Raw genomic sequence first — 22,146 nt, forward strand, 5'->3', positions numbered from 1 at the left:
AAGTTCCGCAGCATTCATTTTCTACAGGGTCTTCGTTGGCGATCAAGGACTTCCGGGCAAAAGCCGTCAGGCAACCGCTGCAATTGTTGCCCCCTGCCCTCCTTGGTTAATAAGGGATTTACCACACCGGCTATAGGGTCTGAGCGAAGTTATGCGTAACGAATGCCGGATCATTCATGCTTGCCAGCAAAAAAGCCTATCAGCGCGGTGCGTCCCTGCCGAGCTCCAATCCGTTTCAACGCCTTGCCGACCTCCTGAGCGGCGAGACGCCCGGGCTCGAACCGATTGTGATGACGATTGGCGAACCGCAACATGCGATTCCAGACTTCACGGCCGAAGTTCTGGCGGAGAATATGGCCGGTTTCCGCCGTTATCCGCCAATTGACGGCTCGCCGGAATTCAGGACCACCGTCGCATCCTGGCTGGACCGCCGCTACAATCTTGGGGGTTTGATCGACGCCGAGCATGGCGTGCTGCCGCTGAACGGATCGCGTGAAGGCCTGTCCTTCGGCGCCATTGCCGCCCGTGACCAACTGAACAAGGGGCTGGACCATCCCGTGGTGATTCTGCCCAACCCGTTCTACCAGACCTACGCTGCCGCAGCGCATGTGGCCGATGCGGAAGCCGTGTTGCTGGATGCGGTTGCCGGCAACAACTTTTTGCCAGATCTCGACAATCTGGATGCGGACCTTCTGGAAAACACCGTCGCCTTTTATGTGGCCTCGCCCACCAATCCGGAAGGCTTTGTCGCCGATACCGCCTATTGGCAGCGCCTGATCGGACTGGCCCGCAAGCACCGCTTCTATATTTTCGCCGACGAATGCTATTCGGAAATCTACCGCGAGACGCCGCCCGTCGGCATTCTGGAAGCGGCAAGGGATCTGAACGAGGAGCAGGACGGAGGCTTTTCCAACATCATCGTCCTCAACTCCCTGTCCAAGCGCTCCAACCTGGCAGGCCTGCGCTGCGGTTTTGCCGCGGGCGATCCCGAGTTCCTGAAAAAATGGGTGAAGTTCCGGGGCCTTGCCGCACCGCAAGTCCCGCTGCCGGCACAGGCCGTTGCCGTGAGGGCCTATCAGGACGAAACCCATGTCGCTGAAAACCGCCGGCTCTACAACGAAAAATTCGAAGTTGCCGAAAAACACCTTGGCCCGATCCTCGGGCCGGTAACACCTGATGCCGGGTTCTTCCTGTGGCTGGATATCAGCCGCTGGGGCGACGCCGTTTCAGTCACCAAGGCCTTGTGGACGGAAATCGGGCTCAAGGTTCTGCCGGGCAGCTATCTGGCCACGGACCAGGAAGATGGCAGCAACCCCGGGCGGAACTACATTCGCATCAGCCTGACGGCGCCGCTGGAACAGACCGAGATCGCTCTGGAGCGACTGGCGAAATGGATGGGAGACAAGGCATGAGGCGGGCCAGCGCAATTCGCGGCAACGGCCGCAGATCTTCGGTTGATCTTCTGGACACCGAAAGCCCGCTGAAGCGGTTCATGCGGCGCAACCTCGTCGGGGCCGCCGGTCTTGGCATCATTGCGCTGACAGCCATGCTTGCAGCGAGCCTTGCAACCTGGTCCGTCAGCGATCCGAGCCTCAACCACGCCACCGGCGGCCAGGTGCGCAACGCGCTCGGCACGCCCGGTGCGATCCTCGCCGACATTTTGATGCAGACCATCGGTCTGGCAACCGCCGTGTTCCTGGTCCCGATGGTTCTGTGGGGCTGGCGGCTTCTGACCGGACACGTGCTTGGTATTGGCCGCAAACGCCTTGTTTTCTGGTTGCTCGGCACGAGCCTTGCCGCCGGAGCCCTGGCCTCGCTGCCGGTTCCCGAAAGCTGGCCGCTGCCCACCGGTCTCGGTGGTTTCTTCGGCGACACCGTTCACCACCTCCCGGCGCTCATCACGGACAACATGACAAGCGGTGCCGCGACGATTGTCGGCGCGCTTGGACTTGGCGTTCCTGCCGTCCTTTGCCTGCTGGCGGCTGCCGGATGGCTGGGCAAGGTCGGTGCGCCCTCCGAAAGGATCGAACCCGTCGCGGGTCCGGTCGGTCATGGCAAGGCAGCCGAACAGGAACTCGACTTCGATGACGACGATGGCGAATCGCGTATCGGGATCTTTTTCAGCGCCTTTGTCGGCCAGGTGGAGCATTACGGCTTTCTGGCCGCCGCACAGTTGCGCCGGTTGACCGGCCTGAAACGCAGCCAGCCCCAGGAAGAGGAAGAATACTGGGACGAGGGCGAGGACGACGATGTTGACCACGAACCGGAAGACACCCGTCAGGGCAGCCGCCTGAAAGCTTTCCGCAGGGCACTGGCTGGTCGTCTGATACCGGAAGATGACGACGGCCTGGACGATTTTTACCAGCGTGGCCGCCACGGGGACGACGCCGAAGAACCCTATGCGGAAGACTATTACGACGAGGAAGGCGACACCTTCGCGCCGGACGATCTGATGATCGACAAGGGGCCCGTGACCGGACGCTCCGCCGTCCCGGTTGGCATAGCCGCGCCGGACTCCGCGCCGCAGGCACCGGCTCAGCCGGCATCGAACGGCCGCGTCATCCCCCCGGCTCCGCGTCCGAAACAGAGCAAGCGGGCAATTTCAGAGGCGCAGCCCTCCTTCCTCGGCGCACCGGAAGAATATGAACTGCCGCCGCTGCGGCTTCTGGCCGAGCCGAAGGTCGCCGGCAAGGTGCCGGGCCTGTCCGCCGATGCGTTGGAACAGAATGCCCGCATTCTGGAAGGTGTGCTTGAGGACTTTGGCGTGCGCGGCGAAATCATCGAGGTGCGCCCGGGACCGGTCGTCACCCTCTATGAACTGGAACCCGCGCCTGGCATCAAATCCTCGCGCGTCATCGGCCTTGCCGACGACATTGCCCGCTCCATGAGCGCGATTTCCGCCCGCGTGGCCGTGATCCCGGGCAAGAATGCGATCGGGATCGAACTGCCGAACGCCCGCCGCGAGACCGTTTATCTGCGAGAACTGCTGGCTGCCCAGGACTTCGAAAAGTCCAAGGCCAAGCTTGCGCTGGCCCTCGGCAAGACCATCAACGGCGAAAGCGTCGTTGCGGATCTGGCCCGCATGCCGCACCTGCTGGTGGCCGGGACCACCGGTTCGGGCAAGTCGGTCTCGATCAACACCATGATCCTGTCGCTGCTCTACCGGCTGACGCCGGAAGAATGCAAGATGATCATGATCGACCCGAAGATGCTGGAACTGTCCATCTACGACGGTATTCCCCATCTGCTGACGCCGGTCGTGACCGATCCGAAAAAAGCCGTCGTCGCCTTGAAGTGGACCGTCCGCGAGATGGAGGACCGCTACAAGAAGATGTCCAAGATGGGCGTCCGCAACATCGACGGCTACAACACCCGCATCAAGCAGGCGCTGGAAAAGAACGAGACGTTCACCCGCACCGTCCAGACCGGTTTCGACCGCGACACCGGCCAGCCGATCTACGAGGACGAGGAACTGCCGCTCGAAGCGATGCCGTATATCGTCGTTGTCGTCGACGAAATGGCCGACCTGATGATGGTGGCCGGCAAGGACATCGAAGGCGCCATCCAGCGTCTGGCACAGATGGCCCGTGCCGCCGGCATCCACCTGATCATGGCAACGCAGCGCCCGTCGGTGGACGTCATCACCGGTACGATCAAGGCCAACTTCCCCACCCGTATTTCCTTCCAGGTGACGTCGAAGATCGACAGCCGCACCATTCTGGGCGAAATGGGCGCCGAGCAGCTGCTGGGCATGGGCGACATGCTTTACATGGCCGGTGGCGGCCGCATTCAGCGTGTGCACGGACCGTTCGTTTCCGATGACGAGGTCGAGGATATCGTCAAGCACCTGAAGGTTCAGGGCACGCCGCAATATCTGGAAGCCGTGACCGAGGAAGAAGACGAGGGCGAAAGCCCCTATGACGGTGGCGGTCTTGCCGGTGGTGACGAAGGGAACGACCTTTACGACAAGGCGGTTGCCATCGTGCTGCGCGACAAGAAGGCCTCGACCTCCTACGTCCAGCGGCGGCTTTCCATCGGCTACAACCGCGCCGCCTCGCTGATCGAGCGCATGGAAAACGAAGGCCTGATCAGTGCCGCGAACCACGCCGGAAAGCGCGAGATTCTCGTGCAGAACGGCGTGGAAGAAGATTTTTGATGGTAGACTGCCAAAGCTTTGCCACACACACTCCCTAGCTAAGGGAAAACGTGTCACAGAGAGACCGATTTAGGACATTGCAACATGCTGAAACGCTTCGCTTCCCGCCTGATCAAACCTCTGCTGGCAGTGGGCCTGGCCGCGGCACTGTCCCTGTCGGCACTGCTGCCTGCCGCAGCGCTGACCGAGCAGGAACAAAAGACCCTTACGGACCTGAACACCTATTTCAACTCGGTGAAGACCATGCATGGCGACTTCATCCAGTTCGGTCCTGACGGCAGCCAGTCCGACGGCAAGTTCTACATGGCCCGTCCGGGCAAGGTGCGCTTCTACTACAACAAGCCCTCGGTGCTCGACATCGTGGCCGACGGCAAGTCGGTGTCGGTTCGCGACCGCAAGCTGAACACCCAGGACATCTGGCCGCTCGGCCAGACGCCCCTGCGCTTTCTACTGTCCGACGACATCGACCTGCAAAAGGACACCAACGTCACCAACGTTCTGGTGGAAGAAGACCTGATCACGGTCACGATCTTCGACAAGACCAAGTTCAATTCCGGCACGCTGACGCTGATCTTCGATGCCAAGGACTACGCCCTGAAGCAATGGACGGTGACCGACCAGCAGGGTTACGACACCTCCGTTGCAGTCTACAACGTCGTCTCCAACGGCCCGACCAATCCGGACCTGTTCAAGATCGACTATCTGGCCAACGCCCGCCAGAACAAGAACTAACCGCCCGGCTGGCCGGAACATGACTGGAGAGGCCGGCCGGCGTGCACTCGTCTTCGATCTGCTTGAAACCTACTGCGCCCGCAAAGGCTACCGCCTGACAGCAGGCGATGATCACGGCCACGCCGGCCTGGTCGAAAGCCCGTCGGGCAGACGCTGGTTCTTCAAGGGCACCCGGTTCGACCTCAACACGCTCGGCGCAACGGAAATCGCCACCGACAAAGCCTATGCCGCCACCTTTCTGAAAGCGGCTGGCCTGGCAGTGCCGGAAGGCCACCTGCTGTTTGCACGGGACCTCCGCGAGCACAGCCAACCCTCGCAAGACCTATTGAATTTCGCCGAGCAGTACGGGTTTCCGCTTTACGTCAAACCCAATTGTGGCCGGGAAGGGCGAGACGTTGTGCGGGTTGATACCCTTCACGCGCTTCAAGATACCTTGCTCACCCTTGCCAAAAACAACGACCAGCTGCTGGTGCAGCCGGAAATTTGCGGACAGGAAGTGAGAATTGTCGTGCTGGACGGCGAAGTGCTGTGCGCCATTGAACGGCGCCCGCCACAGATCACCGGCGATGGCCTGCGCAGCATTGCCGCGTTGATCGGCGCTGATGCGCGTCTTGTGGCGGCCGATCCCCGCCTGCACGTCGAACTCTCGCAGCAGGGTCTGACGCTGGAAGCGATCCCCACGCCAGGGCAGACAGTCGCGCTCCTGCCGGTCGTCAATCTGTCCGCGGGTGGTACAGCCAGAATTGTGACCGGCTCCCTGGCTCCGGATCTTGCAGCCCTTGCCCGCAAGGCCGCGCAGGCGCTTGCCCTGCGCTATGCCGCCGTCGACCTGATCCTGCCGGACGCTGCCGGCGCCGAGTCGGACACCATCGTTCTGGAGGTCAACGCCGCACCCGGCCTTGGCAACCTTGCCCGGCAAGGCTCGGAAGAGAGCGCCGCCGTCCATCAGATCTACGACCGTGTCTTCGAGGCAATTTTCGCCGGCTAGATCCTCTCTGTCCGGTCGCAAAGCGGTTAAACGCCTGGAATGACTGTCCTGAAGAGGGGAGCCGACAAAACTTGACCTTGGCGGGAGAGTTTTCAGATCCTACATGGAGCTCCAACGGAGATATCCATGCAGCATTTTTCCCTTCTCGATCTTTCCCCTGTCCCGGAAGGCCAGACAGCCGCCGAAGCTCTGGCGAATACCGTCGATCTGGCGCGGGCCGCGGAGCAGGCAGGCTACCACCGCTATTGGCTGGCCGAACACCACAACATGCCGGGCATTGCCAGCGCCGCGACATCGCTCGTCATCGGGCAAGTGGCGGCGGCAACCTCCACCATGCGTGTCGGCGCGGGCGGCATCATGCTGCCCAACCACGCGCCGCTGGTTATCGCGGAACAGTTCGGCACGCTGGCAACGCTGTTTCCCGGCCGGATAGACCTCGGGCTGGGCCGCGCTCCGGGAACGGACATGGCGACGGCCAGGGCGCTTCGCCGCCACATGGCGGGAGAGGACAGCTTTCCCCAGGATGTGCAGGAACTGATGAGCTATTTCAGGCCCGCGTCTGACACCAGCAGGGTTCGGGCGATACCGGGTGAAGGCACGCAGGTTCCCATCTGGATCCTTGGTTCGAGCCTTTACGGAGCGCAGCTCGCGGCGGCCTTTGGGCTGCCCTACGCCTTTGCCTCTCATTTCGCACCGGACATGCTGGAAGAAGCACTTCAGATCTATCGCTCAACCTTCCAGCCGTCACCGCAGCTTGCCAGGCCGCATGTGATGGTGGCAGCCGGCGTGTTTGCCGCCGACACCGACAAGGAGGCCTATTACCTTCGTTCGTCCCAGCTTCTCGCTTTCGCCCGCTTGCGCATGGGCAGCCCGGGCAAATTGCCCTTGCCGGTGGAAGATGTCAGCGTTGAAATCCCGGCACCCGTTCTGGCCCAAGTGGAACATGCCCTGTCCTGCTCGGCAACGGGGTCTCCGGCGGCGATCCGTGACCAGTTGTCGGCAATCATCACCCGTTACCAGCCTGACGAGCTGATGATCACCGGCATGATCCACGATCACGCTGCCCGCGTGAAATCCTTCCAGCTCGCGGCCGACGTCCTCAGGGAACTGGCGACAGGTTAGGGTGTGGAGCCCTCGTCAGCCGTCAAAGGCGTGACGACAAATATGGGCGGTTTTTTCCAGCCAGTCTTGCCGCTGGGGATAGGAGCTGCCGACGACAGGCCTGAAAACGTGGCGCTCGTAGTCGAGAGCGCCACAATACGGCAGGACGCAGCGCCCCCAGATCAGCTCCAGCGGGTCTCCGAGATCAAGGCGTTCACGCTTGGCCTCAGTGTCGGACGTGTTGAACACGACCGCCTTTCGGATCGACAGCAGCCCTTCCGGCAGACCTTCGGCGGTCTGAAGCCGATAGGCCACACCCGGTACCAGCACACGGTCCATCCAGCCCGCCAGGATCGCCGGCGGTTTGCCCCACCAGTTTGGATGGACGACCAGCAGCCCTTCAGCCTCTGAAATACCTGCCCTGTGCCGGGAAACGACAGGATCCTCCGAACGGGAGAGCACGTCTTCCAGCGTATCTCCGATCGAGTAGGCTTCCTCGGCCGTCAGGCAGGGGTCAAATCCTTCGGCGTAAAGATCATGATGTTCGATCTGATGCCCTTCGGTTTCCAAGGCGGCTCGCGCCCGTTGGGAAAGAGCGTGACAGAAGCTGTTGGTTCTGGGATGCGCCAGAAGGGAAAAGATACGCAACGGTCGGTTTCCTTGAAGCAATGGCGCCGGTATCAGCGCAGGAGTATCGCCTGGGAAATTTCGTTCGGATGACTTCGCAAGTCAGATCATCGAATTCAAGCCCGGGCAGCCCAAATCACTTGGCCCCGCCGCCGAGAAACCCGCCGGAGACAGGAATCCGGCGCATAAGCAGGTGCTTACGGCCCCCGAAATCAGCAATCCGTCAATCGACCGGAGCCGGGTTCGCCGCCATTCAGGACCAAGACCGCCAACGGTCACAACCACCTGATGAAGGACTAATCCATGCTGAAGAAATCTCTCGCTGTTCTGTGCCTCTGCCTAGCTCCGGTCGCCGCTCAGGCCATGCCCGCTGTCGGCGACATGGTCGGCACCAATCCGGAAGAAGCAACTGCAGCGCTGGCCAAGGCGGGTTGCACCGTCAAGGATTTTGAAGCCGAGGACGGCAAGATCGAAGCGAAATGCACCGATGCGGAAAACAAGCTTTGGGAAGTCTATATCGACCCGAAATCCGGCAAGATCACCAACGTGAAAAACGAAGACTGATCATGGGTGTCCAGAACAACCCGCAATCGGCCGAGGGGGCGCAAAGCCCCCCCGATCTGTGGGACCCGCTGGTGCGCATCAGCCATTGGCTGATCGCCGCCGCAGTCATCGCCAATGGCCTCATCAACAAGGGCGGCGGCACAATCCATGTCTGGATAGGCTGGGGCGTTCTCGGATTGCTGATACTCCGCTTCGTGTGGGGTTTTCTCGGGCCGGCCGAAGCCAGGTTCTCCGCCTTTCCGCCCGACCCGCGCGCAGCAGTGTCTCACCTCATCGACCTTGTTCGCGGCAAGCCACGTCACTATCGCTCCCATAATCCCGCCGGAGCGATGATGGTCTACGCGCTCTGGGCCTGCCTTGTCGTGGTGACCGGAACGGGCCTTTACATGACCGGCGCCAAGAGCCCCATCACGATCGCAGAGGAAAAGGCGGCGGTTGCCGCCGGCGACTGGTCGGTGCTCGTCAAGGACGATGATGGGGAAGAGGATCACGATTCGGCACTGGGGGAAGCAGCAGAGGAAGTTCACGAGGTCGCCGCCAACCTGATGCTGATACTCGCCCTGATTCATGTCGCAGGTGTCGCAGTTGAAAGCCGTGCGATGAAGCGTAATCTGGTCCGGCCCATGCTGGTTGGCTGGAACAGGAAAAAATGACATTTTCAGGGATCAACTTGCGGCAGGGACGGCGGGAGCCAACCGCCCTTGCCGCCTTCATGCTGTTGCAATCCGTTGCCGCAATCTTCTTTGTCGGCGATGCCTTTACGGACCTGGTGATCGACGTCGACAGCCCGCATTCCGTATTCGAGTTCTTCGTCGCCTTTGTTTTGATCGTGGGCATTTTTCTGGCCGGATGGCAATTGCGGCTCACCCTGGAAAGGCTACGGCACCAGGAACGCGCCCTCGGTGCGGCACGAGGCGATCTTGCGCAAATTATCGACGCTCAATTTGCAGAATGGGGCCTCACCCCCGCCGAAAGCGATGTCGGCCTCCTGGCCCTGAAAGGCCTGGACCTGTCGGAGATCGCGCAGCTACGCGGTGCCGCACAGGGAACCGTGCGGGCCCAGTTGACCAGAATTTACGCCAAAGCCGGCGTTTCCGGCCGTCACCAGTTCGCGGCGTGGTTCGTTGAAGATCTGCTGCACGACGGACTTTCGGCAAAGCCAGAAACCGCACCGCCGGCGTGAAGCCGGCAGAAACGCTCTTTGACGAGCCTCACCTGCCGATGCTTCAAACAGACCCGGCGACGATCAATAGTCGCCGAGCTTTAGTTCACGCGAGTATTCGACGCCGTCGACCTCCTTGGTCACGGCCTGGCCGCAAATGGTCGCGCCGCGCGTGGCATCGTAGGTAAGCGACGGAGAGCCGGAAAGCTGCCAGCCCTTGTTGAGAGCCTGGGTAACCCGGTGGCAGAATTCGCTGTCGTCGATGCCGGTGATGAAGCGGTAGAGTTTCATGAAAGCTCTCTTGTGTGTCAGGTCCGGGCCGCGATGGCGTCGGCGATGGCGATCACCCGCTTGCCCATGTCCGCATGTAGCCTTTCAACCATCTTGCCGTCCACCTGGATTGCGCCCTTGCCCGCATTTTCCGGCTCGTCGAACAAGGCGTTGATCTTGCGCGCCCAGGCGACTTCCTCCTCCGACGGGCTGAAAGCCGCATGGCAGGGGGCGATCTGCTTCGGATGGATCAGCGTCTTGCCGTCCATGCCCATGTCGACACCCTGCGCACATTCGGCCGCAAAGCCTTCCTCGTCCTGAAACGCGTTGTAGACGCCGTCCAGAATGTCGATGCCGCCAGCGCGCGCTGCGGCAACACAGGTCATCAGCCAGGGCGTCATGGCGGCCCGGCCAGGCGTCAGGCGTGCCCGCGTTTCCTTGGCCAGATCGTTGGTGCCCATGACGAAACAGGACAGTCTCACGGCCGGATCCTGACCGCAGGCGCCGATGGCACCGGCATTCAGCATGGCCAGCGGCGTTTCCATCATCGCCCAGAGCTTCAGGTCCGCCGAAGCGCCCAGAAGCGAGAGCTTGTGCGCGGCCAGTTGCAGATCGGCGGGGCTGTTGACCTTGGGCACCAGAACGGCATCCGGATTGGCCTTGACCGCTGCCGCCAGATCGTCCTCTCCCCAGGGCGTCTCCAGCCCGTTGATGCGGATCACCACCTCGCGCTTGCCATAGGGGCGTGCTGAAACGGCTTCGACGATCTGCGTTCGCGCCATTTCCTTGGCATCAGGGGCGACCGCGTCTTCCAGGTCGAGCAGAAGGCAGTCCACATCCAGCGTCGCCGCCTTTTCCAGTGCGCGGGCGTTGGAGCCGGGCATATAGAGAGCGGAACGGCGGGGTCTTGGCTGTGCTGTCATGGGTAGATCCTGCGAACTGAGAAAACGGATTTCCGGTTAACTTAGTGGATCACATCAAGGAGGGGAATTCGCCGAAGGGGGAAAGGCAGTGTTTGAGCGCCGGACTGGCGATTAACGCAGCCCCAACCCCCAGCGGTCACAACAGTTCGTCCGCTGGCGCGCGCGCTGGTGCTTTTTGCCGGCGTTTGAAGAGCATGTCCTTTGCGGCAATCACCGCCCCCAGTGTAATCGCCAGACAGGCAATGCCGACCGAAGGCGTCAACGCCCCAAAGCCAAAGGCAATCAGCAAGAGGGTGGACAGAAGCGGTGCCGAATAGGCCGCCGCCCCCAGCACCTGGATATCGCCGCGCTTGACGCCAATGTCCCAGGTGAAGAACGCAAGCCCCACCGGAAAAGCCCCCAGCGCCAGCACAGATGCCCATTCCAGCGACGTTGCAGGCAGGATCGTTTCCTCAAGCGCCAGATGGCAAATCCCTGACAGGACCGCCGTCATGAGGCAGAAACCCGCAACGGCTTCGGTCGGGACCGCACCCAGTCTGCGCGACAGAACCGAGTAACTGGACCAGAATAGGCAAGAGGCCACCGCCGCCCCGTAGCCGAGCATGGAACCGGAGGAAAACCCGACACCTTCGCCACCGGTGATCAGAAGCACCGCACCGGCCAGACCAAGAACGGTGCCGATAACATGGTGCAGCCGCAACTGTTCGCCCGGCAAAAGGGCGGAAAACAGGACGATGAGCAAAGGCCAGGTGTAATTGATGAGATTGGCTTCGACGGGTGGTGCGTTGCGGATCGCGGTAAAATAGAAAAAATGGAATCCGAACAGGCCGAAGGTGCCAAAAGCCCAGACGCCGAGCGGTTGCCGGAGCAGCCGGGTCTTGCCGGTCACGACCAGCCAGACCAGCGCCGCGAGGCCGGAAAAGCCGAAACACAGCGTATTGAGCAGAAAAGGCGGCACATTGCCGGAACCGGCACCGAACAGGCCGAGGGTCGCCCACATCAGCACGGCGGTAAGCCCGATCAGCGTCGCCTTCAACTTCTGCCTGTCTGTCATCTCCACTTCCCGCCTTTTTCCTTCCATCGCTCATGGCATGAAAACACGGCCGGCGAAAGTCTGCACACCGCGGACATGACCCGGGTTGTCCGCCTGAACAGATGCCGCAGCCATTAATTCATCGAAATCCTTGATCACGGTGCCTGTTTCAGGACATGGTGGAGTAAAGACACACACTCAATCGACTTGCTTTCCGGGGAAAACATGACGACAACGCAAATCAGAGCCCTTCGGCTGGATGATGCCCATCAGCTTGCGCCGCTTATTGCGGAAAACGCGCAGGCCTTGAAGCGCGGAGCACCGCGCCGTCCGGACGCCTATTACGCCGAACGCATTCTAAATGACAAAACCGCCGAGGTTCTGGGTGCTTTCGAAGGCGAAAAGCTGGTCGGCTTCGCAGTTTTCTTCGACCTGCCGGAACTCATCACCGGCCTCAGGATCGGCCAGTTGGACGACATTTACGTCCATCCCGACCACCGCAACAAGGGCACCGGCCGCAAGATGATCGAAACGCTGGTCACCGAGGGCCAGAGCCGCGGATGGTTGCATCTGCGCTGGATCGTGCCGGGCAAGAACACCCCGGCAGTTGCGCTCTATGAAAAGATCGCCGAACCCGACCATCGCAAGAGTTACCTGATCCCGATCGACCGCATCGCAGGCGACTGACCGGTCACCCCCTTTCAGACAGGCCTCAGCCCGCACATCCTTGATGAAGCGCGGGCTGAGGCCTTCGATTGTTCAGGATCCTGCGGGAAACAACGGCGGGATTTTGCCGAGCGGCAGGAATCCGATGCGTACGTCGCCACGGTCAATGGAGATCGGCAGGGCGATGGTCCGCACACCGTCGATTTCCTTTGCCGCGGGCGCAAGGCTCTTCACCACATTCTGCAGCAGTGAGAAGGTCTGGTCATCGGGCGGGAACAAAGGCTTCACGCTGTCCAGAAGTGCCTCCGGGTTGCCGAGGCTCAGCTCCAGAAACCCGCTCAGCGTGCCGTCGCCTGCGATCACCAGATCGCCAGCAGCCGACGCCTTTCCGGTCCCGAGCGTGACTTCAGCGAGCACGAGTTCCACCGGCAATTCACCACCTTGCACCTGCACAAGCGAAACGAGATCGACCCCCGCGAGCAGCGCAGTCCCGCCTTCGATACGGGTGTGGGCACGCAGGGAAATCGTCTGCTGCAGCTCCGGCAAGGACTTGAGGCTGAGATCCTGAACAGTGACAAAGGTTTCCAGCGTCGCAGTGCTTTCGGGCTGCTTGCGCAGATGCACCTCGGTTTTTTCGGCCGCAAACAGGCCCTGGGCGAGGGCGGTATCGAATGCGGCTTCCGGCTTGTCGATCACCGCATCAAGTGAACTGATTGCGTTCTCGCCGAACTTCACGCTGGCGCGGGCCGTCTGCCACGTCAGGCCGCCCTCCAGACCGTTCACCGGCACCGACATGGCGGCGGGAGACGTTGCCTCGAAAATGACGTGCCACGGATTGTAGATCAGAGCGACCGCATTGAGGCCGCCAAGCGACGCCGCTGTTCCCCAGCTGTCGGCCGAACGCATGTTCGCGCAGGACACCTCATACCGGAACGGATAGCCGGCAATGGCGAGTTCCGCACAACTCACATCGAGACCCTGATCCGCCATGCGGACGATCTGCCGGTCAAGTTGCTCCCGAAGGACGGATTGTCCGTAAAACCAGGCAACCGTCCAGCCGAAGACAACAAGAACGATGGCTCCGGCCAGCAGGATATATCCGCGTCTGGAAGGTTTCGGCGGCTTGGTCTTGGTATCGGACACTGGGAGACACCCTCTTCTGGTTCGGTCGGTTTCCGGACCGCGCACACTGCCAACAAAAGCCACCCGCAGGACAGGCGGCGGCCGGAGTGCCATTGAAACGGCCGGTGCAGCTTGCTATCTCCGCAGCTGCGGTAACACAAGACAGGTCGATATGAGCGATTTTTGGGTCTTTGGCTATGGTTCTTTGATGTGGAACCCCGGATTTGATCACCAGCGCGCCGAACCGGCACTGCTGCGCGGCGCACATCGCTCGCTTTGCGTCTATTCGTGGGTTCACCGGGGCACCCAGCAACGACCCGGACTGGTCTTCGGTCTAGACAACGGCGGCGCCTGCCGGGGGATCGCCTATCAGGTTTCCGGGGACATCTGGCCGCAAGTGCTGGAATATCTGCGCGCCCGCGAACAGACGACGATGGTCTACAAGGAACACCATCATCACGTCGAACTGGACAGCGGCGAGACGGTTGAGGCGCTTGTCTACATGGTCGATCACGGCCACGCTCAATATGCAGGGGCCTTGCCGCTGGAAGAGCAGCTTGAGATCGTGAGAGGGGCTGTCGGCAAATCCGGCGCCAATCCGGACTATGTCATCAACACGGCAGCTCATCTGCAGGAAATGGGCATTCCGGATACGGGTCTGGCCTGGCTGGCAGAACGGCTGAAACCCTGATCAGACGTTCAGAGGCGTTTGCCCGGCCGCTTCAGGGAACGCCCCACCAGCGCAGCGTCTGCTCGCAGTGATACTTCAGCGCCTGCACCGCATCGGCCTCATTGCGCGCTTCCAGCGCATCGATCACCTTCAGATGCTCGTCCATCGCCGAGGCAATCCGGTCGGCAAGAAACGGCCGCGCATGCTGGATAACTGCGATCCGGACGCGGTTTGCCGCATAAGCTGCCGACAAAAGCGAGTTTCCAAGACCTTCGCCAAGGTAGGCGTGCAGGGACAGATCGACTTCGATGGCTTGGGGCGGCAGACCGGCGGCAGGGCCCGTCCTTGCCGCGTCCCGCATGATCTCGTGCCGGCGCCGCAAGGCTTCCAGTCCGTCGAGATTACCCTGTGAAATGCGCCGCCGCGCGCCCTCCTGATCCAGCACCAGTCGCTCGTCCAGACATTCCCGGATGTTGTCGGGGCTGGCTTCCATCACCTGAAGACCGCGCTTGGGCACCGTCGTCAGGAACCCTTGCGAACTGGCGTATTTGACGGCTTCGCGTACAGGCGCGATCGGATATTGCAAAAGGTCGACAAGCTGGGACATGGACAGAAACTGTCCGTTGCGCAACGAACCGCTGCGCAAGGATTCGACAAGTGCCTGAAAAGCCTTGTCGTTCAGCAATTCGCCCTTGTTCGCGTCCTTCATAGCAGCTCCGTCGATCCGGTCTGGATGATCGCAGGTTGTCGCCACAGGCATTTCCAAGCAAAACCGAAAGGACCTGCTTGAAATTCCGCATAGTCTGTTACCTAACATGCTTTGTAAAATGTTAGATGCAAGCACAAACTTTTTGCAATGCACAGCCAAGCGCTTCCTGCGTCCGGGAGAACGCAAGAAGTCACGCGAACGTCCGGAAATAGATCAAGGCCGCCGGGGATGTGGCCGCAAGGAGGAGACTATGGCGAATTCAACTGGCAAATCGGGTCCACGAGACGGGGGTCTCTACAACGAAGACCTCGCGCCGATCCCGGCTTCGGAGCGCAAGTGGGGCGCATTCGAAATCTTCAACGTCTGGAACAACGATATCCAGAGCCTGTTCGGCTACACCCTGGCCGCATCGCTGTTCATCACCTACGGCCTCAACGGCTGGATGGTCTTCGCGGCCATCGTGCTGGCCGGTTTCTTCGTCATGGTGCTGGTCAATCTCACCGGCCGTCCTTCGGTCAAACATGGCGTGCCCTATCCGGTGATGGCTCGTGCCTCGATGGGTGTTTACGGCGCCCGTTTTCCGGCGCTGGTGCGCGGCATCGTCGCCATCTTCTGGTACGGCGTGCAGACCTATTTCGCCTCTACCGCGGTTGCCTTGCTGTTCAACACGCTGATCGGCAGTGAAGGCGGAGCGGAATTCCTCGGCATGACAACTGTCGGCTGGATTTCCTATCTCATTGTCTGCGTCTTCCAGGTTGCCCTGTTCATGAAGGGCATCGACTGGGTCGGCAAGTTCCTGAACTGGGCGGGGCCCTTCGTCTACATCGTCATGATCGCGCTGTGCCTTGTGATCTGGTGGAAAGCCGGCAACGGCATCTTCTCGGCCCTTGGCACCATCTTCGAAGGCAGCGAAGCGACCGATCCGCGCGGGCCAGTCGCCGCTTTTGTCGCGGTTATCGGCACGATGATCGCCTATTTTGCCGCTGTCGTGATCAACTTCGGTGACTTTTCCCGCTTCGTGTCGGATGAGCGCGCCATGAAGCGCGGCAACTTCTGGGGACTGCCGGTCTCCATGGCCTTCTTCTCGTTCATCGCCCTGTTCGTGACAGCCGGCACCGTCGTGCTGTTCGGAGAGAAACTGGTGAACCCGGCCGACATCGTTGATCGTGTCGACAACGTTGTCCTGACGCTGGTCGCCGCCGTCACCTTCTTCGCGGCAACGGTGGGTATCAACCTGGTGGCAAACTTCATTCCGCCGGCTTACGACATTGCCAACCTCAACCCGGAGAAGATCTCGGCCAGGACCGGCGGCATCATCACCGCCGTCATCGCCTTCTTCATCGGTGCGCTCTGGGTGTCGGTCATCTCGAACATCGGCATTGCCGCGTTTGTCGACACGCTTGGCGCGTTCCTGGCGCCGCTGTACGGCATTCTGGTCGCTGACTACTATCTCGTGCGCAAGCAGAACATCGATGTCGAGGCGCTGTTTTCCTCCGATCCGAACGCCCGCTACCACTACAACAACGGCTGGAACATGAAGGCGATCTTCGCCTTCGCAATCGCCGCACTGTTCTCGGTGGCAACTGTGTGGGTTCCGGCCCTGTCGGAACTGTCCGGCTACGGCTGGATCATCGGCGCGGTTCTGGGCGGTGTGCTGCATCTGGTCCTGATGCGCCTGCAATCGGCAGAAGCCGGCAAGGCAGCCTGAGCAGCTTCAGGCGATCTTCGCGATTGAACCAGCTTCAAACAGAAAGGCCGTCCCGGTTCGCCGGGGCGGCCTTTTTTTGTCAGGCCGGTTGTGCCTTGCGGCGCGCGTTGACGTCTTCAAGCACCGGCGAGGGCTTGCGGGCCCCGCGGGCTTCCTCGATCAACCGGTCACTGGCCGCTTCGATATCGGTGACCATTCTTTCGTAAAAGGCATTCGGTGTCAGGCCGGGTTCGATCGGCGGCAGGATCTCGACGATCACCGTGCCCGGATAGACCTTCCAGGAGGCACGGGGCCAGTAGAGGCCGGCATTGTGGGCAATCGGCACCACCGGGCACTTCAGATCACGGTAGAGATGAGCGATCCCGAACTTGTACTTCGGCTCGGCCCCGGCGGGCCGGCGTGTGCCTTCCGGAAAGATCAGGATCTGGCGCTTTTCGGCAATCGCTTGCTTGGCCGCCTGCATCATCGCAACCAGAGCTTCGGACCGTTTGCCACGGTTGATCGGGATCTGCTTGAACTTGGCCGTGTACCAGCCGAAAATCGGGATCCAGCGCAGCTCGCGCTTCAGAATGAAGGTGGGACTTCTGAAAAGCGGTATCATCGCCACAGTTTCCCACGCGGACTGATGCTTCATGGCAGCGATGAAACCGCCCTCAGGCAGGTTTTCCCGTCCCCGGACTTCCACCTTGATGCCCGCAAAAACGCGCATCAGCAGCTGCAGCACCCGCGACCAGGTCGGCACCACCCACCAGCCCCAGCGGCGCGGCAGCAGCATGACCGGTGCGAACAGGATCATCAGCACCAGGGTGACGGAATAAAACAGGATCTGGAAAAGGGTAGAGCGCAGAAAAACCATGGCACCATAGAGACTGGTCGTGGGTGAAGCCACCGCTCGGCCGTGATCCGACAGCTGTCAGCGCACACCCTGCACGGTAATCCGGAGTCGGGCGAGGATATACTTCACATATTCGCGCATGAGAAGCCGCATCGTTGCAGGCTCCCTGTACCAGTGATCCAGCTTCAGGTCCTTGGAGAAGACCGGGTACTCTATCAGGGCCACGTCCGGCAGGGCTCCGGCCAGCTCCACCTTGGCCCGTGGAAGATGGTAGGCACTGGTGACGACCAGCAAGGAGGAGAACCCGTTTTTCCTGACCCAATTGGCGGTTTCCACCGCATTGCCCGCTGTATTCAGCGCGACGCGGTCAAGATCAACGCTGTTCTTTTCCAGCGGCATATTGGACGCGGTAACAGCAGCAAGCTGTTCGCGCGTGGTGCCGGGATGAACGCCGGAAATCAGCAATCGGTTGGCGCGTCCTTCTTCCAGAAGGCGCACCGCCTCGTTGACGCGGGCATGCCCCCCCGTCAGCACCACGATGGCATCCGCATTGGCAGCGACCGGCACCCTGGCGTTGGCGACCTTCTGGGCGAACATGGCAAACTGCCCGGCGGTTCCGGCCACAAGAGCCGTGACGACCGCGACGAACAGAACCCTGAGGCCAAAGCGCTTCTTGCGCTTGTCGCCCTTGACGGCGCTCCCGCGTGCTGTGCGCTGGTCCTGCGATACGGACACACGTCGTTCGTCAGCGACGGAGCTTCTGTCGTCCAAAACAGGGTCTAACACTGTGTCAGCATGAGTCATATCGCGACTATGATAAGTGATTCGGCCAATTTCACGGCATTGTGCGAGAAAATCAATCCACTTTCGCCAGATGGGCCTTGACCGCGAGTCCCGAAGTGAGGGCTGTCAGGATCGCCACGAGGAACACGACGCCGAACACCCCGAGGTAGCCGGGCAGGCTGACGGAGACACCGCCGAAGAGCGCCGACATCTGATCGGAGCCCGCCTGGCCGGAGCCCTGCCGGGTGAGCATGTCGACGATGAGAAAACTCAAGATCGCCGCAACACCGCCGGAAACACCGCCCTTCAGCCCCAGCATCAGGAAGTGCCGCTGGAATTCCCGCGCGATGAAGCCATCCTCGGCACCGACGAAATGCAGAACGGAGACGACGTCCTTGTTTCCGGCCATCGCCGCCTGGGTCGCGAACACGACGCTCAAGACCATCGAGCTGAGCACGAGCACCATGATGGCAAAGCCTCCTAGCACCACGGCCCCGGCCATGGCTGACAGCCTTGACGTCCAGACCGAGTGATCGTCGACACTCGCACCGGTCACGCTTCGGGAAACCATTTCGCGCAATTGCGACAGGTTCAGGAGTTCCGGATCTCCGACGGTGATCTGGATGAGACGCGGCACCGGCAGACCGTCAAGCTGGAGGCCTTCGCCGAGCCAGGGTTCCAGCAAGGCCTTGGTTTCGGCATCGGATAGGGCCCGAACGGAATCGATGCCCGGAAACTCCTGCGCGAGCGCAACTGCCTTGTCGATTTCCCGCAGCATGTCGACGCCTTCGGCCGGGCGGATCTGGATGGTGATCTCGCGCACCAGATCGTTCTGCCAGGCATCGGCAGCGTCCCACACCACCGAAACCGCACCAACCGTCAGACAGGCCAGAAAGCTCATGATGGCAACCACAAGCGTAAGTGCCCGCCCCGCAACGGCCTGCGGCGGCACGATCGCCGCGGCAGGACGCAATTTGGCATGGTCACCCTGGGGGGCCTCGTTCTTCGGCTTGGGCGCAGCCTTGCGGGCCGGTTTGCGGCCACGCTTCGACCGTAACATCCGCTTGGGCGTGCGGACGCTGGAATCGCTCGCCTGTTTTTTGCTGGTGTCGTCGGACTGAACCATTATGCCGCCTAATCGAAAATTGAGAGGCGCCCGTCCGCAAGCACCATGCGCCGGGCGTCCACCTGTTCCAGCAGCGCGATATCGTGGGTCGCGATGACGACAGAAGTGCCGAGTTTGTTCAATTCAATGAAAAGGCGCAACAGACGACGTGCAAGCGGCGGGTCCACGTTACCGGTCGGCTCGTCGGCAAGCAGCATCTCCGGCCGCGTGATCAGCGCGCGCGCAATCGCGGCACGCTGCTTTTCACCACCCGAAAGCACCGGCGGCAGAACATGCATGCGGTCGCCAAGCCCGACCCATCGCAACAGATCGATCACGTCGGACCGGTATTCGGATTCATCCTTGCCCACCACGCGCAGCGGCAGGGCCACATTTTCATATGTCGTCAGATGGTCCAGCAGCCGGAAATCCTGAAACACCACACCGATCTTGCGCCGGAGTTTGGGCAATTCCTGCTTGTCGATCACACTCAGGTCGCGGTTGAACACCTTGATCAGGCCACGGGTCGGACGCAGGGACATGAACAAGAGCCGGATCAGGCTGGTCTTGCCCGCCCCGGAAGGCCCGGTCAGAAACTGAAACGACTGCGGCTCGATCTGAAATGTCAGATCGCGCAGGATTTCCGGTCCCATTCCGTATCTCAATCCGACATTTTCGAAGCGGATCACAAAATTACTCCTGTTGATGGCCCGAACGCTATAGCCTGGCCGTTAACGGTGCATTAATCATATAAAGGTCCATTAAGGACCTGAAAGTCCGTCAACAGATTTGCTTGGCCCTTGTCCAACATTTCGTGCCGGATTTCGACCCCCGGGTTCAAAAGTGAACCGATAGAGCGTGCCATGGCGAAAGGTCTTCGCGCATGAAGATCAAATGTCCGGACTGCAGTACCTCCTACGAGATTAAGGTAGAGGCCCTTGGCCCGGAAGGGCGCAGTGTCAAATGCGCCAAGTGTGGCAACCGCTGGTTCGTTTCGCCTGACGATGACGAAGAAGGCGACGTCGCGTTCGACGCCAAGACCGACAGCGATACTGAAACTCCCTCGGTCGCGGAAGATCCCGAACAGGATGAAGCCGAGTGGGCTGCCGACGCCGAAGAAGAAACCTTCGACGCAGAGCCTGACGAAGAGGACGACGAACCCGCAACCGCCGTTCCCGAACCGGACCCTGTCCGCACTGCCAGCGACGAGGCGAAATTTGCCGCGGACCTTGATGAGGATGCGCGGGCCGGCGGATCGGAGAACAACGCCGACATTGAATCCCAGGCCAAGCGGCCGAAAATCATCGTCAACCCGAACAAGTTCCGCAGAGACCAGATCGGGGTGATCCTGAACTGGCTGGTCCGGCGCAACTACCGGCGCATCGGCGGCATAGCGCTGTTCGGCGTCGCCATAGCGGTCTGTGTCATGTTCGTTCTGATGCGCGACACGCTGGTGAAGCAGTCACCCGACCTGGCAAGCCTGTTCCGGATGGTCGGCTTTGAGGTCAACCTGCGCGGACTGGAATTCCGCAACCTGCGCATCTTCACCGAAGTCGAGGACGGCAAGAAGGTCCTCGTGGTCGAGGGCTCGATCCGCAACCTGCTTGATGAGCTGAACTCCGTTCCCGCCGTGCGCCTGTCGATCCGCGGCGCCGACATGCAGGAAGTTTATGCCTGGACAGTGGAACCCAGAACAAAAACGCTAAATGCACTGGACGAAACCCGGTTCAGGACGATATTAGCCGACCCTCCCAAAGCCGCGTCGGATATCCAGGTGCGGTTTGTTGAACGCGGCCAACGCCAGGTAGTTCTAGAGTGACCATGACATCACATATTCTTACTCTGTTTGATGAAGACGCCATTGCCCAGCGTGTTGGCGCACTCGCAGAGGAAATCGCCGAAGGCAAACCGCAGAATCTGCTGGTCGTCGCCGTGCTGAAAGGCAGCTTCATTTTTGCGGCCGATCTCGTGCGGGCAATGCATCGGGCCGCGCTTCAGCCGGAAATGGAGTTCATGCATCTGTCCTCCTACGGGGCCGGTACCGAAGGCTCGGAAAACATCCGTATTTTGCGCGATGTTGAAAGTGACGTTAACGAGCGCGATATAATTTTAGTGGATGATATCCTGGAATCTGGCCGCACACTCGCCTTCGCGCGGGAGCGGCTGCTGAACAGAGGCGCACGCTCGGTAAAGATCGCAGCTTTGCTGGATAAACCCGAGCGCCGCAAAGCTGCCATATCTGCCGATTACGTTGGCTTTGCCTGTCCTGATAAGTTTGTCGTCGGATATGGTATGGATATGGGCCACGCTTGGCGGCAGTTGCCCTATATTGGATACGTTGTCGCCCCGGAGGACGGAGCGTCAGACGGCAACACGGGAGAGTGAGCATGGCTCGCATTCTTCTTACTGAAGACGATGAAGCGGTACGCAGCTTCGTAAAGCGTGCTCTGGAGCTTGACGGTCATTCCGTTGAAGCGGCAGAGGATGGCGGCGAAGCCGTCGAGGTTCTGACCCGCGAGAAGGGCGGCTTCGATCTGCTGCTGTCCGACATCAAGATGCCGGTCATGGACGGCATTGCCCTTGCCTTGCAGACGGCCCGCGACTACCCGCGGCTGCCGATCCTCCTCATGACCGGCTTTGCCGACCAGCGCGAACGGGCCAACGGCCTTGAAGCCCTGGTGCATGACGTCGTCACCAAGCCGTTTTCGCTGGCCGACATCCGCAAGGCCGTACGCAACGCCATTTCCGGCAATCTGCCCAGCGAGACCCGCCGCTACGCGTAAGGCTCCTGGCTGCAGTCCCGAAAACCAAGACCCCGCTTCGGCGGGGTTTTTGTTTGCCCTGTGCCGCGCAGGTAACCCCACTTTTTTTGCCAAGGCCGCAGGAAGACCGAGCAAGTGGCCCATCCTTCGAGACAACGCTCCGCGCTTCCTCAGGATGAGGGTGATCCTTGGATACTGTGAGAGTTGAATGTGGCTGGGCACTCGGTCTG

The 22,146-nt window shown here is 60.9% G+C and carries 24 protein-coding genes; 14 read left to right on the plus strand and 10 right to left on the minus strand.

The genetic code is table 11. The features are described from left to right. Positions 1–176 precede the first annotated feature (176 nt). The 5 genes from AC2A6O_RS10155 to AC2A6O_RS10175 all read left to right on the plus strand — a co-directional run bounded on the left by AC2A6O_RS10155 (position 177) and on the right by AC2A6O_RS10175 (position 6,998). Positions 177–1,412, plus strand: coding sequence for an aminotransferase class I/II-fold pyridoxal phosphate-dependent enzyme (locus AC2A6O_RS10155; protein WP_148583413.1), 1,236 nt, complete (start codon positions 177–179; stop codon positions 1,410–1,412). Next, a complete protein-coding gene (locus tag AC2A6O_RS10160) occupies positions 1,409–4,156 on the plus strand; it encodes a DNA translocase FtsK (protein ID WP_498926733.1) in 2,748 nt (915 codons plus the stop codon). The genes AC2A6O_RS10155 and AC2A6O_RS10160 overlap by 4 nt, the downstream gene beginning before the upstream one ends. Positions 4,157–4,240: 84 nt before the next feature. Then, a complete protein-coding gene (locus tag AC2A6O_RS10165; protein WP_148583411.1) occupies positions 4,241–4,888 on the plus strand; it encodes an outer membrane lipoprotein carrier protein LolA in 648 nt (215 codons plus the stop codon). A 19-nt stretch (positions 4,889–4,907) separates the two neighbouring features. Further along, complete coding sequence (locus tag AC2A6O_RS10170; RefSeq protein WP_498926735.1) at positions 4,908–5,876, plus strand: ATP-dependent carboxylate-amine ligase; 969 nt, start codon at positions 4,908–4,910, stop codon at positions 5,874–5,876. Between the two features lie 126 nt (positions 5,877–6,002). Continuing rightward, complete coding sequence (locus AC2A6O_RS10175) at positions 6,003–6,998, plus strand: LLM class flavin-dependent oxidoreductase (RefSeq protein ID WP_498926737.1); 996 nt, start codon at positions 6,003–6,005, stop codon at positions 6,996–6,998. A 15-nt stretch (positions 6,999–7,013) separates the two neighbouring features. On the opposite strand, the gene AC2A6O_RS10180 is transcribed toward AC2A6O_RS10175, so the two are convergent. Continuing rightward, positions 7,014–7,625 (minus strand): NAD(P)H-dependent oxidoreductase, encoded by a 612-nt coding sequence (locus AC2A6O_RS10180; protein WP_498926739.1) that lies wholly within the window; start codon positions 7,623–7,625, stop codon positions 7,014–7,016. A 282-nt stretch (positions 7,626–7,907) separates the two neighbouring features. Between AC2A6O_RS10180 and AC2A6O_RS10185 the strand changes: the two genes are divergently transcribed. Genes AC2A6O_RS10185 through AC2A6O_RS10195 form a run of 3 tightly spaced genes read left to right on the plus strand, consistent with a single transcriptional unit; the run spans position 7,908 to position 9,351 of the window. Further along, positions 7,908–8,168, plus strand: a complete 261-nt coding sequence (locus AC2A6O_RS10185) for a PepSY domain-containing protein (protein WP_498926741.1) — start codon at positions 7,908–7,910, stop codon at positions 8,166–8,168. 2 nt (positions 8,169–8,170) lie between these two features. Further along, positions 8,171–8,821, plus strand: a complete 651-nt coding sequence (locus AC2A6O_RS10190) for a cytochrome b/b6 domain-containing protein (RefSeq protein ID WP_498926743.1) — start codon at positions 8,171–8,173, stop codon at positions 8,819–8,821. Then, positions 8,818–9,351: a helix-turn-helix transcriptional regulator gene (locus AC2A6O_RS10195; RefSeq protein ID WP_498926744.1), complete on the plus strand. Its 534-nt coding sequence runs from the start codon at positions 8,818–8,820 to the stop codon at positions 9,349–9,351. Before AC2A6O_RS10190 ends, AC2A6O_RS10195 begins: the two co-directional genes overlap by 4 nt. A gap of 63 nt (positions 9,352–9,414) precedes the next feature. On the opposite strand, the gene AC2A6O_RS10200 is transcribed toward AC2A6O_RS10195, so the two are convergent. The 3 genes from AC2A6O_RS10200 to yddG all read right to left on the minus strand — a co-directional run bounded on the left by AC2A6O_RS10200 (position 9,415) and on the right by yddG (position 11,577). Then, positions 9,415–9,621: a DUF1737 domain-containing protein gene (locus AC2A6O_RS10200; protein ID WP_498926745.1), complete on the minus strand. Its 207-nt coding sequence runs from the start codon at positions 9,619–9,621 to the stop codon at positions 9,415–9,417. A gap of 17 nt (positions 9,622–9,638) precedes the next feature. After that, a complete protein-coding gene (locus AC2A6O_RS10205; RefSeq protein WP_148583403.1) occupies positions 9,639–10,523 on the minus strand; it encodes an HpcH/HpaI aldolase/citrate lyase family protein in 885 nt (294 codons plus the stop codon). Between the two features lie 136 nt (positions 10,524–10,659). Beyond that, the gene (yddG, locus tag AC2A6O_RS10210) at positions 10,660–11,577 is read right to left on the minus strand and encodes an aromatic amino acid exporter YddG (RefSeq protein WP_498926747.1); all 918 of its coding nucleotides are present in this window, start codon (positions 11,575–11,577) and stop codon (positions 10,660–10,662) included. Positions 11,578–11,781: 204 nt separating this feature from the next. Here yddG and AC2A6O_RS10215 point away from each other — a divergent pair, with 204 nt between their 5' ends. Beyond that, positions 11,782–12,243: a GNAT family N-acetyltransferase gene (locus AC2A6O_RS10215; RefSeq protein WP_498926749.1), complete on the plus strand. Its 462-nt coding sequence runs from the start codon at positions 11,782–11,784 to the stop codon at positions 12,241–12,243. A 72-nt stretch (positions 12,244–12,315) separates the two neighbouring features. Here the strand turns inward: AC2A6O_RS10215 and AC2A6O_RS10220 are convergent, their stop codons facing one another. Further along, the gene (locus tag AC2A6O_RS10220; protein ID WP_498926751.1) at positions 12,316–13,365 is read right to left on the minus strand and encodes a DUF2125 domain-containing protein; all 1,050 of its coding nucleotides are present in this window, start codon (positions 13,363–13,365) and stop codon (positions 12,316–12,318) included. Positions 13,366–13,516: 151 nt separating this feature from the next. On the opposite strand from AC2A6O_RS10220, the gene AC2A6O_RS10225 reads away from it, so the two are divergent. Continuing rightward, positions 13,517–14,035, plus strand: coding sequence for a gamma-glutamylcyclotransferase (locus AC2A6O_RS10225; protein ID WP_498926753.1), 519 nt, complete (start codon positions 13,517–13,519; stop codon positions 14,033–14,035). A gap of 31 nt (positions 14,036–14,066) precedes the next feature. On the opposite strand, the gene AC2A6O_RS10230 is transcribed toward AC2A6O_RS10225, so the two are convergent. After that, positions 14,067–14,774: a GntR family transcriptional regulator gene (locus AC2A6O_RS10230; RefSeq protein ID WP_498926755.1), complete on the minus strand. Its 708-nt coding sequence runs from the start codon at positions 14,772–14,774 to the stop codon at positions 14,067–14,069. A 199-nt stretch (positions 14,775–14,973) separates the two neighbouring features. On the opposite strand from AC2A6O_RS10230, the gene AC2A6O_RS10235 reads away from it, so the two are divergent. Further along, the gene (locus AC2A6O_RS10235; RefSeq protein ID WP_148583398.1) at positions 14,974–16,431 is read left to right on the plus strand and encodes an NCS1 family nucleobase:cation symporter-1; all 1,458 of its coding nucleotides are present in this window, start codon (positions 14,974–14,976) and stop codon (positions 16,429–16,431) included. A 79-nt stretch (positions 16,432–16,510) separates the two neighbouring features. On the opposite strand, the gene AC2A6O_RS10240 is transcribed toward AC2A6O_RS10235, so the two are convergent. The 4 genes from AC2A6O_RS10240 to ftsE all read right to left on the minus strand — a co-directional run bounded on the left by AC2A6O_RS10240 (position 16,511) and on the right by ftsE (position 19,843). Then, positions 16,511–17,287: a lysophospholipid acyltransferase family protein gene (locus AC2A6O_RS10240; RefSeq protein WP_498927091.1), complete on the minus strand. Its 777-nt coding sequence runs from the start codon at positions 17,285–17,287 to the stop codon at positions 16,511–16,513. Positions 17,288–17,344: 57 nt separating this feature from the next. Further along, positions 17,345–18,037, minus strand: coding sequence for a YdcF family protein (locus tag AC2A6O_RS10245; protein WP_498926757.1), 693 nt, complete (start codon positions 18,035–18,037; stop codon positions 17,345–17,347). 85 nt (positions 18,038–18,122) lie between these two features. Beyond that, positions 18,123–19,175, minus strand: coding sequence for a cell division protein FtsX (locus AC2A6O_RS10250; RefSeq protein WP_498926759.1), 1,053 nt, complete (start codon positions 19,173–19,175; stop codon positions 18,123–18,125). Between the two features lie 8 nt (positions 19,176–19,183). Next, on the minus strand, positions 19,184–19,843 hold the full coding sequence (gene ftsE / locus AC2A6O_RS10255; protein ID WP_006936783.1) for a cell division ATP-binding protein FtsE: 660 nt from the start codon (positions 19,841–19,843) through the stop codon (positions 19,184–19,186). A 194-nt stretch (positions 19,844–20,037) separates the two neighbouring features. Here ftsE and AC2A6O_RS10260 point away from each other — a divergent pair, with 194 nt between their 5' ends. Genes AC2A6O_RS10260 through AC2A6O_RS10270 form a run of 3 tightly spaced genes read left to right on the plus strand, consistent with a single transcriptional unit; the run spans position 20,038 to position 21,937 of the window. Beyond that, the gene (locus AC2A6O_RS10260; protein ID WP_148583395.1) at positions 20,038–20,973 is read left to right on the plus strand and encodes a zinc-ribbon domain-containing protein; all 936 of its coding nucleotides are present in this window, start codon (positions 20,038–20,040) and stop codon (positions 20,971–20,973) included. 2 nt (positions 20,974–20,975) lie between these two features. Continuing rightward, positions 20,976–21,539, plus strand: a complete 564-nt coding sequence (gene hpt / locus AC2A6O_RS10265) for a hypoxanthine phosphoribosyltransferase (RefSeq protein ID WP_148583394.1) — start codon at positions 20,976–20,978, stop codon at positions 21,537–21,539. A 2-nt stretch (positions 21,540–21,541) separates the two neighbouring features. After that, entirely contained in the window at positions 21,542–21,937 is a 396-nt protein-coding gene (locus AC2A6O_RS10270) for a response regulator (RefSeq protein WP_498926762.1), read from the plus strand. Positions 21,938–22,146 lie beyond the last annotated feature (209 nt).

The organism is Labrenzia sp. ATLA3, assembly GCF_057180185.1.